Source organism: Micromonospora sp. NPDC047465 (assembly GCF_040643125.1).
Lineage (GTDB): Bacteria > Actinomycetota > Actinomycetes > Mycobacteriales > Micromonosporaceae > Micromonospora.
This window is the reverse complement of sequence record NZ_JBEYTP010000001.1, coordinates 332265-349133: the sequence shown is the minus strand read 5'-3', so window position 1 is coordinate 349133 and position 16869 is coordinate 332265. Positions and strand designations below refer to the sequence as shown.

General features: G+C 72.8%; 12 protein-coding genes and 1 pseudogene. 9 read left to right on the top strand and 4 right to left on the bottom strand.

Annotation, left to right across the window (positions count from 1 at the left end; translation table 11 throughout):
- Positions 1–19 precede the first annotated feature (19 nt).
- From murJ to ABZ793_RS01690, 7 genes are all read left to right on the top strand, one after another.
- The gene (gene murJ, locus ABZ793_RS01720) at positions 20–1768 is read left to right on the top strand and encodes a murein biosynthesis integral membrane protein MurJ (RefSeq protein WP_357450276.1); all 1749 of its coding nucleotides are present in this window, start codon (positions 20–22) and stop codon (positions 1766–1768) included.
- 457 nt (positions 1769–2225) lie between these two features.
- Positions 2226–3827, top strand: a complete 1602-nt coding sequence (locus ABZ793_RS01715; RefSeq protein WP_357450273.1) for a protein kinase family protein — start codon at positions 2226–2228, stop codon at positions 3825–3827.
- Positions 3828–3870: 43 nt separating this feature from the next.
- Complete coding sequence (gene sigM / locus ABZ793_RS01710) at positions 3871–4692, top strand: RNA polymerase sigma factor SigM (protein WP_357450270.1); 822 nt, start codon at positions 3871–3873, stop codon at positions 4690–4692.
- Complete coding sequence (locus tag ABZ793_RS01705; RefSeq protein ID WP_357450267.1) at positions 4689–5768, top strand: hypothetical protein; 1080 nt, start codon at positions 4689–4691, stop codon at positions 5766–5768. The genes sigM and ABZ793_RS01705 overlap by 4 nt, the downstream gene beginning before the upstream one ends.
- A gap of 181 nt (positions 5769–5949) precedes the next feature.
- Positions 5950–6903 carry a thioredoxin-disulfide reductase gene (gene trxB / locus ABZ793_RS01700; protein ID WP_357450264.1) on the top strand — a complete coding sequence of 318 codons (954 nt, stop codon included), beginning with the start codon at positions 5950–5952 and terminating at the stop codon, positions 6901–6903.
- A gap of 29 nt (positions 6904–6932) precedes the next feature.
- Positions 6933–7256, top strand: coding sequence for a thioredoxin (gene trxA / locus ABZ793_RS01695; RefSeq protein ID WP_132235478.1), 324 nt, complete (start codon positions 6933–6935; stop codon positions 7254–7256).
- A 151-nt stretch (positions 7257–7407) separates the two neighbouring features.
- Positions 7408–8571, top strand: coding sequence for an N-acetylmuramoyl-L-alanine amidase (locus tag ABZ793_RS01690; protein ID WP_357450261.1), 1164 nt, complete (start codon positions 7408–7410; stop codon positions 8569–8571).
- Positions 8572–8657: 86 nt separating this feature from the next.
- On the opposite strand, the gene ABZ793_RS01685 is transcribed toward ABZ793_RS01690, so the two are convergent.
- On the bottom strand, positions 8658–9323 hold the full coding sequence (locus ABZ793_RS01685) for a GNAT family N-acetyltransferase (RefSeq protein ID WP_357450258.1): 666 nt from the start codon (positions 9321–9323) through the stop codon (positions 8658–8660).
- A gap of 292 nt (positions 9324–9615) precedes the next feature.
- Between ABZ793_RS01685 and ABZ793_RS01680 the strand changes: the two genes are divergently transcribed.
- Together ABZ793_RS01680 and ABZ793_RS01675 are read left to right on the top strand one after the other, a co-directional pair.
- The gene (locus tag ABZ793_RS01680; RefSeq protein ID WP_357450255.1) at positions 9616–10929 is read left to right on the top strand and encodes a PLP-dependent aminotransferase family protein; all 1314 of its coding nucleotides are present in this window, start codon (positions 9616–9618) and stop codon (positions 10927–10929) included.
- A 7-nt stretch (positions 10930–10936) separates the two neighbouring features.
- Positions 10937–11935: a D-alanine--D-alanine ligase gene (locus ABZ793_RS01675; protein WP_357450252.1), complete on the top strand. Its 999-nt coding sequence runs from the start codon at positions 10937–10939 to the stop codon at positions 11933–11935.
- Between the two features lie 193 nt (positions 11936–12128).
- Here the strand turns inward: ABZ793_RS01675 and ABZ793_RS01670 are convergent.
- From ABZ793_RS01670 to ABZ793_RS01660, 3 genes and pseudogenes are all read right to left on the bottom strand, one after another.
- Positions 12129–12737 (bottom strand): annotated as a pseudogene (locus ABZ793_RS01670) (hypothetical protein); the annotation flags it as partial.
- Between the two features lie 1653 nt (positions 12738–14390).
- A complete protein-coding gene (locus ABZ793_RS01665) occupies positions 14391–15413 on the bottom strand; it encodes a ParB/RepB/Spo0J family partition protein (RefSeq protein ID WP_357450249.1) in 1023 nt (340 codons plus the stop codon).
- A 27-nt stretch (positions 15414–15440) separates the two neighbouring features.
- A complete protein-coding gene (locus ABZ793_RS01660; protein WP_357450246.1) occupies positions 15441–16760 on the bottom strand; it encodes an AAA family ATPase in 1320 nt (439 codons plus the stop codon).
- Between the last annotated feature and the right edge of the window lie 109 nt (positions 16761–16869).

The following is a 16869-nucleotide window of genomic DNA, read 5'->3' as shown; positions in this document are numbered from 1 at the left end:
CTGCCTTGGAGGCGACAAGATGAGCGGCGGTCTCTACCGCAGCGCGAACGCCGCCCAGGGCGGCGCCGCGCCCGGCCGGCCGTCGGACGGCGCGACGTTCATCTCCGCCGAGCCGCTCAACCAGCCGGCCATGGAGTCGACCGCGCCGCCGCAGGAGCAGGTGGCCGAGGCCAGCGCCGCGACCAACAGCGCGGTGATGGCGATCGGCAGCCTCGTCAGCCGGGGTACGGGCTTCCTGCGCACCCTGGTGCTGACCGCGGCGCTCGGCGGCGCGCTGGTCGGTGACGCGTACACCACCGCGCAGATCCTGCCCGGGATGGTCTACGAGTTCCTGCTCGGCGGCATCCTCACCAGCGTCCTGATCCCCGTGCTGGTGCGCCGGCGCAAGGCGGACGCGGACGGCGGTCAGGCGTACGCCCAGCGGCTGCTCACCCTCGCGGTGGTCACCCTGGCCGGGGCCGCGCTGCTCGCGGTGCTCGCCGCCTCCTGGCTGACTGAGCTGTACACCAGCGACAACCGCGGCAACGACTACCAGGACCTGGTCACCAACCTGTCGTACCTGATGCTGCCGATGATCTTCTTCACCGGCCTCAGCGCGCTGATCAGCGCGGTGCTCAACACGCGGGGGCACTTCGCCGCGCCGATGTGGGCACCGATCCTGAACAACCTGGTGGTGATCGGCACCGCCGGGCTCTACATCGCGATCTTCGGCGCGGACATCATCCGGCCGGAGCAGATGACCCCTGGGCGGATCGTGCTGATCAGCGGCGGCACGCTGCTCGGCGTGGCCATCCAGGCCGCCGGCCTGCTGCCGGCGCTGCGCAAGGTCGGCTTCCGGTGGAAGCTGCGCTTCGACTTCCGCGCCCTGGGGCTGGCCGAGCTGGGCCGCCTGGGCGGGTGGATGTTCTGCTACGTCGCGGTCAGCCAGGTCGGCCTGATCGTGCTGTTCAACCTGCTGAACCGCGCGGGCGACGGCGACGCCGGCGCACTGATCTACAACAACGTCTTCCTGCTGTTGATGATGGCGCACGGCATCATCGCCGTCTCGATCATCACGGCGCTGATGCCCCGGATGAGCGCGGCCGCCGCCGACGGCCGCTACGCGGACCTCGCCGCCGACCTGTCCCGGGGCACCCGGACCGTCTCGGCGGTGCTGGCTCCGATCGCCGTCTGCTACGCCGTGCTCGCCACGCCGCTGTCGGTGGTGCTGTTCCGCTACGGCGCGTTCAGCGACGACAACGCGGCCGACACCTCGGTAGTGTTGCTGGTGGCCGCGCTCGCGCTGGTGCCGTTCGCGGTCAGCCAACTGTTCACCTTCGCCTTCTACGCGCTCCCCGACACCCGGACCCCGGCGCTGATCAACATTCCGGTGGTGGCGCTTCGGATCGGCGTTCAGATCGTGCTCTTCGCCGCCTTCGCCGCCCACTTCGCGGCCGCCGGGATGATGATCGGCAACGCCGTCTCCTACCTGGCCGCCGCGATCGCCTCCGCCTGGCTGCTCCGTCCCCGGGTCGGCCGGATCGGGCTCGGCGGGATCATGCGCACTCTCGGCCGGGTCGCGGTCGCCGCGCTCGGCGCGGCGCTGGCCGGTCTACTGGTGGTCGCCCTGCTGCCGGGCGACGACACGCCGACCCGCCTGGAGGCGGTCATCCAGCTCGTGGTCGGTGGCGCGGTGATCGGCGGGACCTACCTCGGGCTGGCGATGGCGCTGCGGATCGGTGAGATCACCGAGGTCGTCGGCATGGTCCGCCGCCGGCTGGGCCGCTGACGCGCCGCGCTCGGGTGCGGGCCGACGACCCTCGGATGGTCTGCACGCTCTGTGAACGAGGATCACCAGCCTGGGGATGCGCCTGTGGATAACTCCGCGAGTCACCGCTCAGCCGCCGGAAGGGCCTGTGGATAACCAGCCGTACGGCTGAGCATGGCGGCACGGCCGGAGGGAAACCCGGGGCGTCGGCGTCGCCGCCACACAGGTCAACCCCTCCGGCGAACACTTGCGGTCAACGTCTAGATTGGTTAGTACATGTGCCAGCAACGTGGCTGACAACGGTCGCAACCGGACAAGTTGATCGCCAGCCGGCAGCCCGACCCGGGAGCGGCGCGAAGATGACATGTCGGGGAGACCGTCAACCCGGGTAAGGTCGCTCTCGACGGGTACGGCAGGCGCCGACGCTCCGCGTCGACACCGGTCGGCCGGTTCCTTCGAAGGCAGAGCGGGAAGCCACATGCCCAGCAGCGCGGGTCCATCGATCGACACGATCACCGAGGGAGGACGGGTGACCCAGGTCGGCGAGGGTCAGGAGGCGGAGGAGAGCGCTCCGCACGTCATGACCTTCGGTGCTCCCACGGCCGGTGAGATCCTCGCCGAGCGTTACGAGCTGGTCGAGCACATCAACAACGACAGCGCGGGTCGGCTGGTCTGGCGGGGCGTCGACGTCATCCTCCGCCGTCCCGTCGCGGTCGTGCTGCGCTACCCGGGTGGCGACTCCGCCACCGAGATGCTCCAGGGCGCCGTCGCGGCGAGCCGGGTCATCCACCCCAACCTGGTCGGCGTCTACGACGCGATCGACGAGGCCGAGCGGGCGTACGTGGTGCGCGAGTGGGTCGACGGGCAGTCCCTGCGCGAGCTGGCCGCCGACGGCCCGCTGGACCCGGCCCGTGCCACCACCATCGGCAACGCCGTCGCCAGCGCCCTCGCCGCCGTGCACGCCACCGGCATGGTGCACGGCAACGTCCACCCCGGCACGGTGATGATCAGTGACGACGGCCGGGTGGTGCTGGCCGACGCGCGTACCGACGGCGACGACAGCCAGCAGAGCGACGTCCGCGCGATCGGCGGGATCCTCTACTTCGCCCTGACCGGGCACTGGCCGCACGCCGAGGCCCCACTGCGGGGCGCCACCGCCGGCCACGGCCGGGCCGCCATCCCCGACGCCGTCCGCGACGCCGCCGGCGCGATCGCCGCTCCCCGGCAGGTCCGGGCGGGCGTGCCGGCGTACCTCGACGACCTCACCATGGACCTGCTCGACGCCGAGATCGCGCCGCCCTCGTCGGACGTGCTCGCCGCCGAGCTGGCCCGCCTGGACGTGCCGGCCGACGAGCAGTTCCTGGACAACACGGGCCCGCTGCGCTTCGCCGCCGACACCGGCGACGAGCCGTCCCCGCTGGCCGCAGCCGGCGGCCGCAAGGTCGCGATCGGCATCGCCGGTCTGCTGGCGGTCGCCCTGGTCGGCCTGCTGGTCGGCATCAGCGCGCTGCGTGGCGGTGACGATCCACGGCCCAGCCCGGTCGCCGCCCCCTCGTCGGCCCCGCCCGCCGGCGAAGCCACCCCGGCCGCCACCACGACCGGACCGCTGAAGATCAGCGCGGCGCGGATCATCGACCCGGACAGCAAGTCCCGGGACGAGCTCGGTGGAGCCGAGAAGGTCTTCGACAACAACGAGGACAAGGGCTGGGAGACCGACACCTACAACCGGTCCAACTTCGGCAACCTGAAGAAGGGCATGGGGGTCTGGATCGACCTCGGCGGCGAGCACACCGTCAAGTCGGTGCAGGTGCTCCTCTCCGCCCGGGGCGCCTCCGCGGAACTGCTCACCGGAGCATCCAACCCGCCCTCGTCGTCAACGGGCGACGGCCAGCTCTACGCCGAATACAAGGGGAAGCCGATCGGGCAGCCGTTCGAGGAGCACGACGGCACCAAGATGACCTTCAACGGCTTCAACGCCGACCAGAAGTACCGCTACCTGCTGCTCTGGATCACCGAGCTGCCCCCGAGCGACGGCGGCTACAAGCTCGGCGTCCAGGAGATCACGGTCCAGGGATCGTGAGCCGGCCGCCGCGCCCAGGGCACCGCACCCGCCGGACGTGGTGATGGGCGTACGCGGGGAGCGGACGGGCGGTGGACCGGTGGGCGGAGTGAGCGGCCCACCGGTCGCGTCGTCGGTGCCGCCGGACGGGCCGACGGACCTCGAACTCCTGCACGCCCACGTGGCGGGCGACCGGGACGCCTTCACCGAGCTGTTCCACCGGCACCGCGACCGCCTCTGGGCGGTGGCGCTGCGGACGCTCGGCGACCGCGAGGAGGCCGCCGACGCTCTCCAGGACGCGCTGCTGTCCGCCCACCGCGCCGCCGGCCGGTTCCGGGGCGACTCGGCGGTCACCACCTGGCTGCACCGGATCGTCGTGAACGCCTGCCTGGACCGGATCCGCCGCCGGCAGGCGCATCCCACGGTCCCGCTGCCGGACGGGGTCCGGGACGGCGACTCCGGCTCCGCCACCGGCGGCGTCGAGCCGGCGGCTCCCGTCCACGACCACGACACGGCGCTGGTGGTCCGCCAGGCGCTCGCCGGGCTGCCGGCCGAGCAGCGGGCGGCGCTGATCCTGGTGGACGTGCAGGGCTACCCGGTGGCCGAGGTGGCCCGGATCCTCGGCGTCGCCGAGGGCACGGTCAAGAGCCGGTGCGCCCGGGGCCGGGCCCGCCTCGCGACGCAACTCGGGCACCTGCGCCCCCGGCCCACCCCACAGCAGTCCGAGCCGCCGGGCCCCGCCCCGCAGCGGCAGGAGTCGCCGCAGCCCGCCCCGGCGGCGGGCCCCAACGTGCCGGCCGTCACCGGAGGGAACCCGCGACCGCCCGAGGGCGTCCGATCGGGGTCGGGACGGTCCCGGCAGGATGCCCACCAGGAGGACGTGTGACGGCCGGGGGGTTCGGAGAGGTCGACCACGACCTGCTCGCCGACTACGTCGGCGGGGCGCTGGACGGCACCCCGGACGAAGCGCGCGTCGCCCGGCTGGTCGACGAGGACGTGGCCTGGGCGGAGGCGTACGCGCTGCTGGCACCGGCCCTGGCAAGCGTCCGGGCCGACCTGGCCGCCGCCTGGGCTGGCCCGGCCCCCGAGATGCCCACGGACGTCACCGACCGGCTCGTCGCGGCCCTGGCCAACGCCCCCGCGCCCGACTCTGGCCCGCTCGATCCGACGCCGGCCCGCTCCGACCTGGTGCATCCCGAGCCGCGCGACTCCGTGCCGGCCCGCTCCGAGGACGTTCGCTCCCGGGCCGGGGGCGGCGACGCGCTGCCGGCCGACGAGCCGGGGACGGGCAGGTCGGGCGGGGCCGTGCCGGCACAGCCGCTCGGCGGGTCCGCGCGGCGCCCTGCCGGCGTACCCCGCTCGGAGCCCGGCCGGGCCGCGACCACGGGGCCGGGCCGACGGCGCCGACGCTGGTCCCGGCTGGCCGGCCCGGTCGCGCTCGCCGCGGCGTCGATCGCGGCGGTCGGGCTGGGCGTCAGTCAACTCACCGGGGAGCAGGGGGACGGAGCCGCCGACACCGCGTTGTCCCGGCCGACCGAACCGGAGGTCGCCGCCCCCGCCGGCACGCCGTTCCGGGCGGGCGAGCCCACACTGCGCAGTGGGAGGGACTACACACCCGCGTCCCTGGCCGACGTCTCGCCGACGATGCGGGCGCAGCAGTTCAGCGCCGGCCCCGGGCCCGACGGCCAGGCGGAGGGTGGGCGGTTGCCCGGCGACGCGGTCGGCCTCGACCGGCTCACCGACCCGGCCGCGCTGAGCGACTGCATCCAGGAGATCGGCGCCGAGCACGGCGGCGGGCCGCTGGTGGTCGACGTGGTCGACTACGCCCGGTTCCAGGGCCAGCCGGCGCTGGTCGTCCGGTTCACCGACAACAGCGGCGCCCTCTGGGCCTGGGTGAGCGGACCGGAATGCGGGGTGGCCGGATCCGGCTCGGACAGCCGCTACCGCACGCGGGTAGGGTGAATTCGCGGCCACCGGACGTTTGACCGTCCACGTGACCTGACCCACCGGATGACCGGCTCGGGAATTCCCGGTTCGTACGATGACGTTCTGCACATCAGACTGCCGGCACCGCGAGGGGCGTCGGCATCGGATCGGCATCGGTGCGCGCGCCGATGGCGAACAACACTATCGGGAGACGGCAGTGGACGAGGTCCGCAACCTGATCATCATCGGCTCCGGGCCGGCCGGTTACACGGCGGCGGTCTACGCGGCGCGCGCCAACCTCAAGCCGCTCATCATCGAGGGCGTGCAGTCCGGCGGCGCGCTGATGACGACGACCGAGGTGGAGAACTTCCCCGGTTTCGCCGACGGCATCCTCGGCCCCGAGCTGATGGACAACATGCGCAAGCAGGCCGAGCGGTTCGGCGCGGAGTTCCTCACCGACGACGTGACGCGGGTGGAGCTGAAGGACACCGGCAGCGTCGGCTCCGACGCGGTCAGCACCGTCTGGGTGGGTCAGACCGCCTACCGGGCGAGGGCAGTCATCCTCAGCACCGGCTCGGCGTGGCGTCCGCTGGGCGTCCCGGGCGAGCAGGAGTACCTGGGCCACGGCGTCTCGTCCTGCGCCACCTGCGACGGCTTCTTCTTCCGCAACCAGCACATCGTGGTCGTCGGCGGCGGTGACTCGGCGATGGAGGAGGCCAGCTTCCTCACCCGGTTCGCCGAGTCGGTCACCATCATCCACCGCCGGGACTCCTTCCGGGCCAGCAAGATCATGGCCGAGCGGGCGCTGGGCAACGACAAGATCAAGGTCGAGTGGAACACCGTGGTCGAGGAGATCCTCGGCGACGACGGCAAGGTCTCGGGCGTACGGGTGCGCAACACGCACACCGGCGAGTCCAAGGTCCTCGACGTCACCGGCGTCTTCGTGGCCATCGGTCACGACCCGCGCAGCGAGCTCTTCCGGGGTCAGGTGGAGCTGGACGACGAGGGCTACGTGAAGGTCCAGTCGCCGAGCACCCGGACCAGCGTGCCCGGTGTCTTCGCCGCCGGCGACCTGGTGGACCACACCTACCGGCAGGCCATCACCGCCGCCGGTACGGGCTGCGCCGCCGCGCTGGACGCCGAGCGCTTCATCGCCACGCTGCAGGGCTGAACAACCGAGAACTCCGGAGGAGAGTCATAGTGGGAGCAACGAAGTCGGTCACCGACGCGAGTTTCGCCGCCGACGTGCTGAAGTCCGACAAGCCGGTTCTGGTGGACTTCTGGGCCGAGTGGTGCGGGCCGTGCCGCAAGGTGTCGCCGCTGCTGGAGGAGATCGCCGGCGAGATGGGCGACCAGGTCACCATCGTCAAGCTCAACATCGACGAGAACCCGGAGACCGCCCGCGCGTACCGGGTGATGTCCGTCCCGACCCTCACCGTGTTCAAGAACGGCGAGCCGGTGCAGTCGATCGCCGGCGCCAAGCCGAAGGGTGAGCTGGTCAGGCTCATCGAATCGGCGCTCTGAGCTACACGTACGCACGTCGACCCCGTACCCGGTCCGCCCGGGGGACGGGGTCGACGTCTTTTCCCGGCGCGCCCACCTGAGGTCCCCGGAACGCATAACCTCAACCCCGGGGCCGCCCGGCCAGCCAGCGTCCGTGCAGAGGGGGTCGTGCGTGCGTCCGATCCGACCCGGTGACCGTGGACCCGCGGTCACCGAGATCCGTACGGTGCTGACCGGCCTCGACCTGCTCGCGCCGATGGCACCCGACGCCGACGAGTTCGACGCCCACACCGAACGGGCCGTGCGGGCCTTCCAGCAGTCCCGGGGGCTCAGCGTGGACGGCCGGGTCGGCGCGGAGACCTGGCGGGCCCTGGACGCCGCCCGCTGGCGGCTCGGCGCCCGCACCCTCTACCACTCGGTCCCCGAGCCGCTCACCGGCGAGGACGTCCGGTCGCTCCAGGAACGACTGCTGGAGATGGGTTACGACGTGGGCCGCGCCGACGCGATCTACGGCGTACGGACCTCGCGGGCGGTCGCCCAGTTCCAGCGCGAGGTCGGGCTGACACCCGACGGCTCGTGCGGGCCGCACACCATGAACGCGCTGCGCCGGCTCGGGCGCAAGGTCGTCGGCGGGCGGCCGCAGTGGCTGCGCGAGTCCGACGCCATCCGACAGTCCGGCCCGACGCTGGTGGGGCGGACCGTGGTCGTCGACCCCGGTCACGGGGGCACCGACCCGGGCGTGGTGGTGCCGGACGGGCTGCTGCGGTGGACCGAGGCGGACCTGGTGCACGACCTGGCCAGTCGACTGGAGGGCCGGCTCGCCGCCTCCGGCGTCCGGGTGCAGCTCACCCGCGGGCCGGCCCCGGAGGACTGCCTGCCGGACGTCGACCGGGCCGAGCTGGCCAACTCGCTCGGGGCCGACGTGTTCATCTCGCTGCACCTCGACGGGCACGCCAACCCGGCGGCCGAGGGCGTCGCGACCTACCACTACGGCACCGACAACGGGGTCACCTCGGCGACCGGGGAACGGCTCGCCGGGCTCGTGCAGCGGGAGATCGTCGCCCGTACCGGGCTGCGCGACTGCCGTACGCACGCGAAGGCGTGGGACCTGCTCCGGCTGACCCGGATGCCGGCCGTACGCGTCGAGGTCGGCTACCTCACCTCGCCCGGCGACCGGGCCCGGCTGGTCGACCCCCGGTTCCGGGACCTGGTGGCCGAGGCCGTCGTGGCCGCGGTGCAGCGGATGTACTTCCCCGTGGAGCGGGACGTGCCGACCGGCTCGATCGACGTGAGCGAGCTGCGGGCGGTCGTGGCCGCCGGCACGGTGGTGGACTGAACGGCGGTCGGCGCGGTCGTGGGCCGGGCGGGCGTGGGCCGGGCAGCGGCCGGTGCTGTCGTGGAGCGGGTGGGCGGTCGGCGCGGTCAGCCGGCGGTGGAGCGGGTGGCCGGGGCCGGGCGGACCGGGCGGAGCAGCGTCTCGGGGCTCATCGAGCCGAGCAGCTTCTCCAGCGCGTACTCGACGTCGGACTTCCAGCTCAGGGCCGTGCGCAGCTCCAGCCGGAGGCGGGGGAAGCGCGGGTGCGGACGGACCGTCTTGAAGCCCACGGAGAGGAAGAAGTCGGCCGGGGCGACGCAGGTGCCGGCCGGGTCCGCCGCGTCACCGAACTTCGCGTCGCCGAACGCCTCGATCGCCTTGATGCCGCGCTTGGTGAGATCCCGGGCGACCCCCTGGACCAACATCCGGCCCAGCCCGCCACCGGCGAAGGCGGGCACCACGTTGGCCGTCATCAGCAGCGCCGCGTCGGCCGAGACCGGGGAGGTGGGGAACGCCATCGAGCGGGGCACGTAGGCCGGCGGGGCGTACAGGACGTAGCCGGCCGGCATGCCGTCGACGTAGACGAGCTTGCCGCAGGACCCCCACTCCAGCAGCGTCTGCGAGACCCATGCCTCCTTCTCCAGCCCCGGGTCGCCCGCAGCGCAGGCCCGGTCCGCCGAAACCGGGTCAAGCTCCCAGTAGACGCACTGCCGGCACGGACGGGGCACGTCCTCCAGGGTGTCGAGGGTCAAGCTGACCAGACGTCGCGACATTGGCGCATCTCCACACTAGGCTCGGAGGTGAGACCGGCACGGAACGACAACGCCGCCTTCCTGCCCCCGACGAGCGATCGTACGCCGGTTCCGGACGCCACGGGAGGGGACGCGCGAACGACCACCTCCGGGAGGGCCGCCGGTGGTCCGCGATGTGGACGCTGGTCACGTCGTAGCGGCCTTCCTGGCAGGGGCGACTAGGATCGGCACCCGGCGTCCCGCGTCGCCATGGTCGCCGTTGTCCCGGGTACGCCGGGGCGGGATCCACCCGAGCAGCCATCGAGGTGATGTCATGACCGGCACGACGCTCGACGACTACACCGACCGGTACGCCCGCCGTGTGCGGGGCATGACCGCCTCGGAGATCCGCGCGCTCTTCGCGGTGGCCAGCCGGCCGGAGGTGGTCTCGCTCGCCGGCGGCGCTCCCTACATCGCGGCGCTGCCGCTCGACGCCGTCGGTGAGATGCTCGGCCGGCTCGGCGCCGAGCACGGCGTCACCACCCTCCAGTACGGCATCGGCCAGGGCACCCTGGAGCTGCGCGAGCGGATCTGCGAGGTGATGGCGCTCTCCGGCATCGACGCCGCCTGCGGCGCCTCCCCGGAGGACGTGGTCGTCACCGTCGGCGGGCAGCAGGCGCTCGACCTGGTGGCCCGGCTCTTCCTCGACCCGGGTGACGTGGTGCTCGCCGAGGGCCCGACCTACGTCGGCGCGCTCGGGGTGTTCCAGGCCGCCCAGGCGCAGGTGGTGCACGTGCCGATGGACGACGACGGGCTGATCCCGGAGGCGCTGGAGGCGGCCATCGCCGAGCAGGCGCGCGCCGGCCGGCGGGTGAAGTTCCTCTACACCATCCCCACCTACCAGAACCCGACCGGCGTGACGCTCACCGAGGAGCGGCGGGAACGGGTGCTCGACATCTGCGAGCGCGCCGGCCTCCTGGTGGTCGAGGACGACCCGTACGGTCAGCTGGGCTTCGAGGGGGACGCGCCGGCGCCGCTGCGCGCGCGGCGCCGCGACGGGGTCTTCTACCTCAGCACCTTCTCCAAGACCTTCGCCCCGGGCCTGCGGGTGGGCTGGATCCTGGCGCCGCACGCCGTCCGCGACAAACTGGTCATCGCCAGCGAGGCGCAGATCCTCTGCCCCAGCGGCTACGCGCAGGCCGCCGTCTCCACCTACCTCGGCACCATGCCCTGGCGGGAGCAGCTCAAGGTCTACCGCGAGGTCTACCGGGAACGGCGCGACGCGATGCTCGCCGCGCTGGAGGACCTGATGCCGGCGGGCACCACCTGGACGACGCCGGGCGGCGGCCTCTTCGTCTGGGCGACCCTCCCCGACGGCCTCGACTCGAAGGCGATGATGCCGCGGGCCATCGCCGCCCGCGTGGCGTACGTGCCGGGCACCGGCTTCTACGCCGACGGCACGGGTAGCGGCAACATGCGGCTCAACTTCTCCTTCCCGCCCCCGGAGCGGATCCGCGAGGGCGTGCGCCGGCTGGCCGGCGTCATGGAGCAGGACATCGCCATGCGGCGGGTGTTCGGCGCCGTCGGCCGCCCCGGATCGCGGCGGGGGCAGGCCGGCTCGGACACGCCGGGTCCCGACTTGGCATGATTCCGACATGGCTCCCACCGCTGCCGACCGTTCCGTCGTGACCGACTCCGCCGTCACCGCCGACCTGCGGGTGCTGGTGCTCGCCGGCGGGCTCTCCTACGAACGTGACGTCTCGCTCCGGTCCGGCCGCCGGGTGCTCGACGCGCTGCGCGCCGTCGGGATGGACGCCGAGCTGCGGGACGCCGACGTGACCCTGCTGCCGGCCCTGAGCGTCGACCCGCCGGACGCCGTCGTCATCGCCCTGCACGGCGCGACCGGCGAGGACGGCTCGCTGCGCGGCGTGCTCGACCTCTGCGGTGTCCCTTACGTGGGGTGCGACGCCCGCGCCTCCCGGCTCGCCTGGGACAAGCCGTCGGCCAAGGCGGTGCTCCGCGAGGCGGACATCCCCACCCCGGACTGGGTAGCCCTCCCGCACGACCGCTTCTCCGAGCTGGGCGCGGTGGCGGTGCTGGACCGCATCGTCGACCGGCTGGGGCTGCCGCTCATGGTGAAGCCCGCCCAGGGCGGTTCGGGGCTGGGCGCCGCCGTGGTCCGGGACGCCGCGTCCCTCCCGGCCGCGATGGTCGGCTGCTTCGCGTACGACCAGACGGCGCTGGTGGAGCGGTACGTGCCCGGCATGGACGTGGCGGTTTCCGTGGTCGACCTGGGCGACGGGCCGCAGGCCCTGCCGGCGGTGGAGATCGTGCCCCGCAACGGGGTGTACGACTACGCCGCCCGCTACACCGCCGGCCGGACGACGTGGCACACGCCAGCGCGACTGACGCCGGAGGTGGCCGGTGCGGTCGCCGACGTGGCGCTGGCCGCCCACACCGCGCTCGGCCTGCGCGACCTCAGCCGCGTCGACCTGATCGTGGACTCGGCGGGGCAGCCGCACGTGCTGGAGGTCAACGTCTCGCCGGGGATGACCGAGACCTCACTGCTGCCGCTCGCCGTGCAGGCCGCCGGTCTGGACTTCGGCAAGATGATCGGGGCGCTGGTGGCACGCGCCGCGACGCGCCGGGCCTGACCGTCCATTCCTTCCGCCGGTACGGGCGGCCACCCCGCGACCTCGGGTGGCCGCCCGTACCGCGTCAGTCGTCGGACTGCCTGTCCTCCCGAGCGGCGGCGTCGGCCTCCCGGCTGTCGGCCGTCGGGAGATGCGCCTCCTCGGCGGACTCGATCACGGACAGCGCCTCGCCCATGGTGGCATCGTCCCCCGGCGCGGGCTGCCCGGTGAAGCTGGACGGGGCCTGCCACTGGATGCGCGACGGCTCGGCCAGGGGCCTCCCCCCGAACTCCGCGAGCCAGGCCGCGACCAGGGCGAGATTCTCTCGCCATTGCGCCTCGGAGATGGGCGGCAGGATCGAGTCCCACAGGGAGAGGAAGGTCCCGCGAAGCTGGAGTCGACCGTAGGGCCGGGCGAGGAACCATATGTGCAGGTGCGCCGAGCCGTCGCCCCAGCGGTTGACGTGCACCCTCGCGACCCCGTCCAGGGACCGGATCGCCCGTTCCAGGCGTACGGTCATCACGCCCAGTTCGGCGGCGAGCAGGTTCGGCAGGTCGCCGAGGTCCAGATGCGATCGGGATTCCAGGATCAGCACCATCGGTAGCCCCGTGGGGCGGTCCATGGCGCGTACCCGCCAGCGCTCGCCCACCCAGATGTAGGCGTCGTCGGGGGCGTTGCAGGCCGTGCATTCCCGGTGCCCCTCGCCCTTGCGGGGCGGTTCGACCGGGACCGGATCATCGAGTTGCTTGACACGAAGGTCGCCCTCGAAGGGGAAGGACGGCCACTGGGCGAAGTCCGGGACTACGGGAGGGGTGTCGTGCACGACGCTGACACTAACCGCTTCCGCCACCGGTGTCCCTACCCCGAAAGAGCCGACAGCGGCGCTGCGTCGGCCGCCGCGAGGCGGCCACCCAGAGGGCTTGTCCACAGATATCCACAGGGTGCTGAGACCCGGAACACACCCCGTCATCCACAGGCCAGCAACGGGTTTCACGCGGGGTTTCACGTGAAACGAGGCGCGGCTGTGGATAACTGGTGTGGATAACTTCCGGCCCCCGATCCGCGCCGACCGGGCGTCGCGGGAGGGCAGCCGTTTCACGTGAAACCGCCGGCCGGCCCGGGGTCGTCGCGCACTCGGTCGTGAGACTCTCTCCGCGCCGTCAACCCCGACCGCCCTCTGGTCGCGCCGTTACCCGTCGAGGCCGTTACCCGTCGACGCCGTTCCGGTCGACGGGGGAGTTTCCCGTTGACGCCGTTTCCGTCGACGTCCCGCCCGACGCGCTGTCCCGCTCGGTTCACCGGCTCGTCGGCGGGGTCAGAGCGCCGAGCGAGAGAGGGAAGCCGGGCGGCCAGTGTCGGAGCCACAGGCCGGACGAGGGTCACGCTCCGGAAGCCGGAAGCCGGAAGCCGAGGTCGGGTCGCCCGGCGGGGTCCGGGTCAGGATGCTGGACTCCTCCAATCGCTGCCGGAGCCGGTCCGGGAGGCAGGTGTCGGGCTCCCGGAGGCCGGGTCGGGCGCCGGAGACGGAGGCCGTCGTACAGGCCGAAGCCGGGGGCCACGCAGGCGGATGCGGGCGTCGAAGGCGGAGGCCGCACAGGCCGATGCCGGGCGCCGAAGGCCGGGGGCCGCACAGGCCGATGCCGGGCACCAAGGCAGGGGGCATACGTCGAAGCCGGGCTGTACAGGGCCGGGCTGTACAGGCCGAAGCCAGGTGCCGGAATCCGGCAGCCGGGCGCGGGTCGGGAATCAAGGGGCGCGACGGCGGGGACACCGCCGGAGGCGTGGGCGGAACCGACGGCCGGGCGCCGGGGCCAGGTGCCGAGACCCGGACCGGGAAGGGCGCAACGGTGTCATAGGGCAGCTTCCGAAGGACGACGACAAACGGGCGTGGTCCAGCCTCGCCGGCCAACCTCCTGTGAGAAGGAGGCGCGGGCACGGCCGGCCTGCTCGCTGCACCCCGTTTCACGTGAAACCGCGCAGCCTGAGATTCGGCACCTCGGCGCCAGCGCAACTCCCGCCTCCAAGTTCACGGTTCGTGGAGCCGGTGCGCGCAGGTTCACGAGCCACACCCACCAACGCCGCACGTGTCGGCATCCGAAGAGAGCCGCCCGCCCAGCGACCCGCGTCACGACCGCGAACGCCTGGCGGGCTCCCCGGTTTCACGTGAAACCGGGGAGCCACCGCTACCACCACACCCACACCCCGGTTCCCGGCAGCGGGCCACTTCGGGGGCGCGACGAAAACGCCTCCTGCTGCCCCACAGCGCCAGAAGTGCGAGCGAGCAAGAGTCGGGTAGGGCAGGGCCGCCTCAGGCCCGTGGCGCTCAAATGAGGGGCCCCGGCGCGGTCGACAGCGGTAGTTGCACCGAGCTGCCGAAGGCGCCGGCACGGTCGGCGTACCGCCGAGGATGGACGCCACCGTCAGACATGGAACGGCCGCGTGACCCGGTGGGGTCACGCGGCCGGCGGTCGAAGGATCAGCCCTCCGACTCCTCCTCCTCGCCGACGCCGATGAGGCCGACGATCCGCTCCAGGTCGTCGACCGTCGCGAACTCGATGGTGATCTTGCCCTTGCTCCGGCCGATGTCCACCTTGACCCGGGTGTCGAACCGGTCGGAGAGCCGGTCGGCCAGATCCGTCAGCGCGGGCGCGTGTGGCTTGGGCCGGCGCTTGGCCGTCTCCTTCTTACCGGCGCTGCCATCGCTCACCGCCAACATCACGATCTCCTCGGTCGCCCGGACCGAGAGCCCCTCTGCGACGATCCGTGCCGCCAGTTGCTCCTGTGCCTCCGACTCGTCGAGGCTCAGCAGCGCCCGGGCGTGGCCGGCGGAGAGCACGCCGGCGGCGACCCGCTTCTGCACCGGCGCCGGAAGGTTGAGCAGCCGGATGGTGTTCGAGATCTGCGGGCGGCTCCGGCCGATCCGGCGGGCGAGTTCCTCGTGGGTGGCGCCGAACTCGTCCAGCAACTGCTGGTACGCGGCGGCCTCCTCCAGCGGGTTCAGGTTGGCCCGGTGGATGTTCTCCAGCAGCGCGTCCCGGAGCATGGCGTCGTCCCGGGTGTCCCGGACGATGGCGGGGATGCTCTCCCGCCCGACCGCCTGCGCGGCCCGCCAGCGCCGCTCGCCCATGACGAGTTCGTACTTCTCGTCGTCGAGCTGCCGTACGACGATCGGCTGGAGGAAGCCGACCTCCTGGATCGAGGTCTTCAGTTCCTCCAGAGCCTCCTCGTCGAAGATGTGTCGGGGCTGCTTCGGGTTCGGCACGATCGCGTCGACCGGGATCTCGGCGAACCGGGCGCCCGGAACCGGGCTGAGCGTGGGCTCGGGCTGCGCCGCGACGGGCGGGCTGACCGGCGTTGGCGCCGGCTCGGCAGGCGTGCCGACGACGGCGGTCGCAGGTGCCGCCGGCTCAGCCGGGGCGGCGTCGGCGGTCGGCGCCGGTCCGGTCGGGATGAGGGCCCCCAGGCCCCGACCGAGACCGCCCCGAGGACGGTTCTTCATGCCACGCCTCCCAGCGACTGTTCCGCACTACGCATTCCGGCTCACCGGCTCCTTGACACCACGCTCGGCGATCTCCTGGGCGGCCTCGAAGTAGCTCGTTGCCCCCCGCGATCCCGGATCGTAGGTCATCACGGACTGGCCGTAGCTCGGTGCCTCGGAGACGCGGACGTTGCGCGGGATGACCGCCTGGAGCACCTTGTCGCCGAAGTGGTTCCGGACGTCCTGCTCCACCGCGTCGGCCAGCCGCGTACGCCGGTCGTACATGGTGAGCAGGATCGTGGAGACCTCGAGCCTCGGATTGAGGTGCTGCCGAACCAGGTTGATGTTGTTGATCAGCTGGTTCAGTCCCTCCAGCGCGTAGTACTCGCACTGGATCGGGATGAGCACCTCCTGCGCGGCGACGAGCGCGTTGACCGTGAGCAGGCCGAGCGACGGCGGGCAGTCGATGAAGACGTAGTCGAAGTGGCCCGGGTAGGCGGCGATGGCCCGGGCCAGCCGGGACTCGCGGGCGACCACCGACACCAGCTCGATCTCCGCGCCGGCCAGGTCGATCGTGGCCGGTACGCACCAGAGGTTGGGGATGCCCTCGACCCCCTGGGCGACCTCCTCCAGCGGCACGCTGTTGATGAGGCAGTCGTAGACGTCCGGCACCCCGGTGTGGTGCGGGACGTTGAGCCCGGTGGAGGCGTTGCCCTGCGGGTCCAGGTCGACCACCAGCACCCGGTTGCCGTGCAGGGCGAGCGCCACCGCCAGGTTCACCGTGGTCGTGGTCTTCCCCACGCCGCCCTTCTGGTTCGCGACGCACATGACCCGGGTCCGTTCCGGGCGAGGCATCGTCACCTCGCCACTCGGATTCAGGATCTGCACGGCGCGCATCGCCTCCATAGCCAACGGTGGGTCATCCTCTTCGCGCGTCGGGGTTTCACGTGAAACGTACGCGGCCTCGGTCGCGGCGGGTCCGTAGGCGGCGGCCGGGGACGCGGGCGTGTCCGTGACGGGTACGGGTTCGGGGGCGGCGTCCGGCACCGCGTCCGGGGTCGGCTGCTGTGGCACGGCCGCCTCGAACCGCGCCGAGGCCGAGGGGTTGCGGCGGATGGGGATCACCCGACCGCCGGCGGAGTTGCCCGGGCGCGACAGCCCGTCGGAGGCCGGGCGGGCGGCCGGCAGCTCCGACCCGGCCGGGTCGGCGGTGTCCCGTTGGACGATCGGATCGCAGTCCGGCGGTCGGGTCGACGAACCGCGGGACGGCCCGTCGGGCGACCAGCTCGGATAGTCGGTTTCACGTGAAACCGGATCGCCCGCTGATCCGGTCACGCGTGGATCGTCGTACCTGCCGTCGTCATGCACCTGTCATCCCTGCCCGCTTCGGATGGTCGGTCCGCACCCCGTCAACCGGCCGCACGTGGTGCTCGCACCGCGGAGGGTACGGCCGGCGGGAGCGGTCGGGACCCGGTGA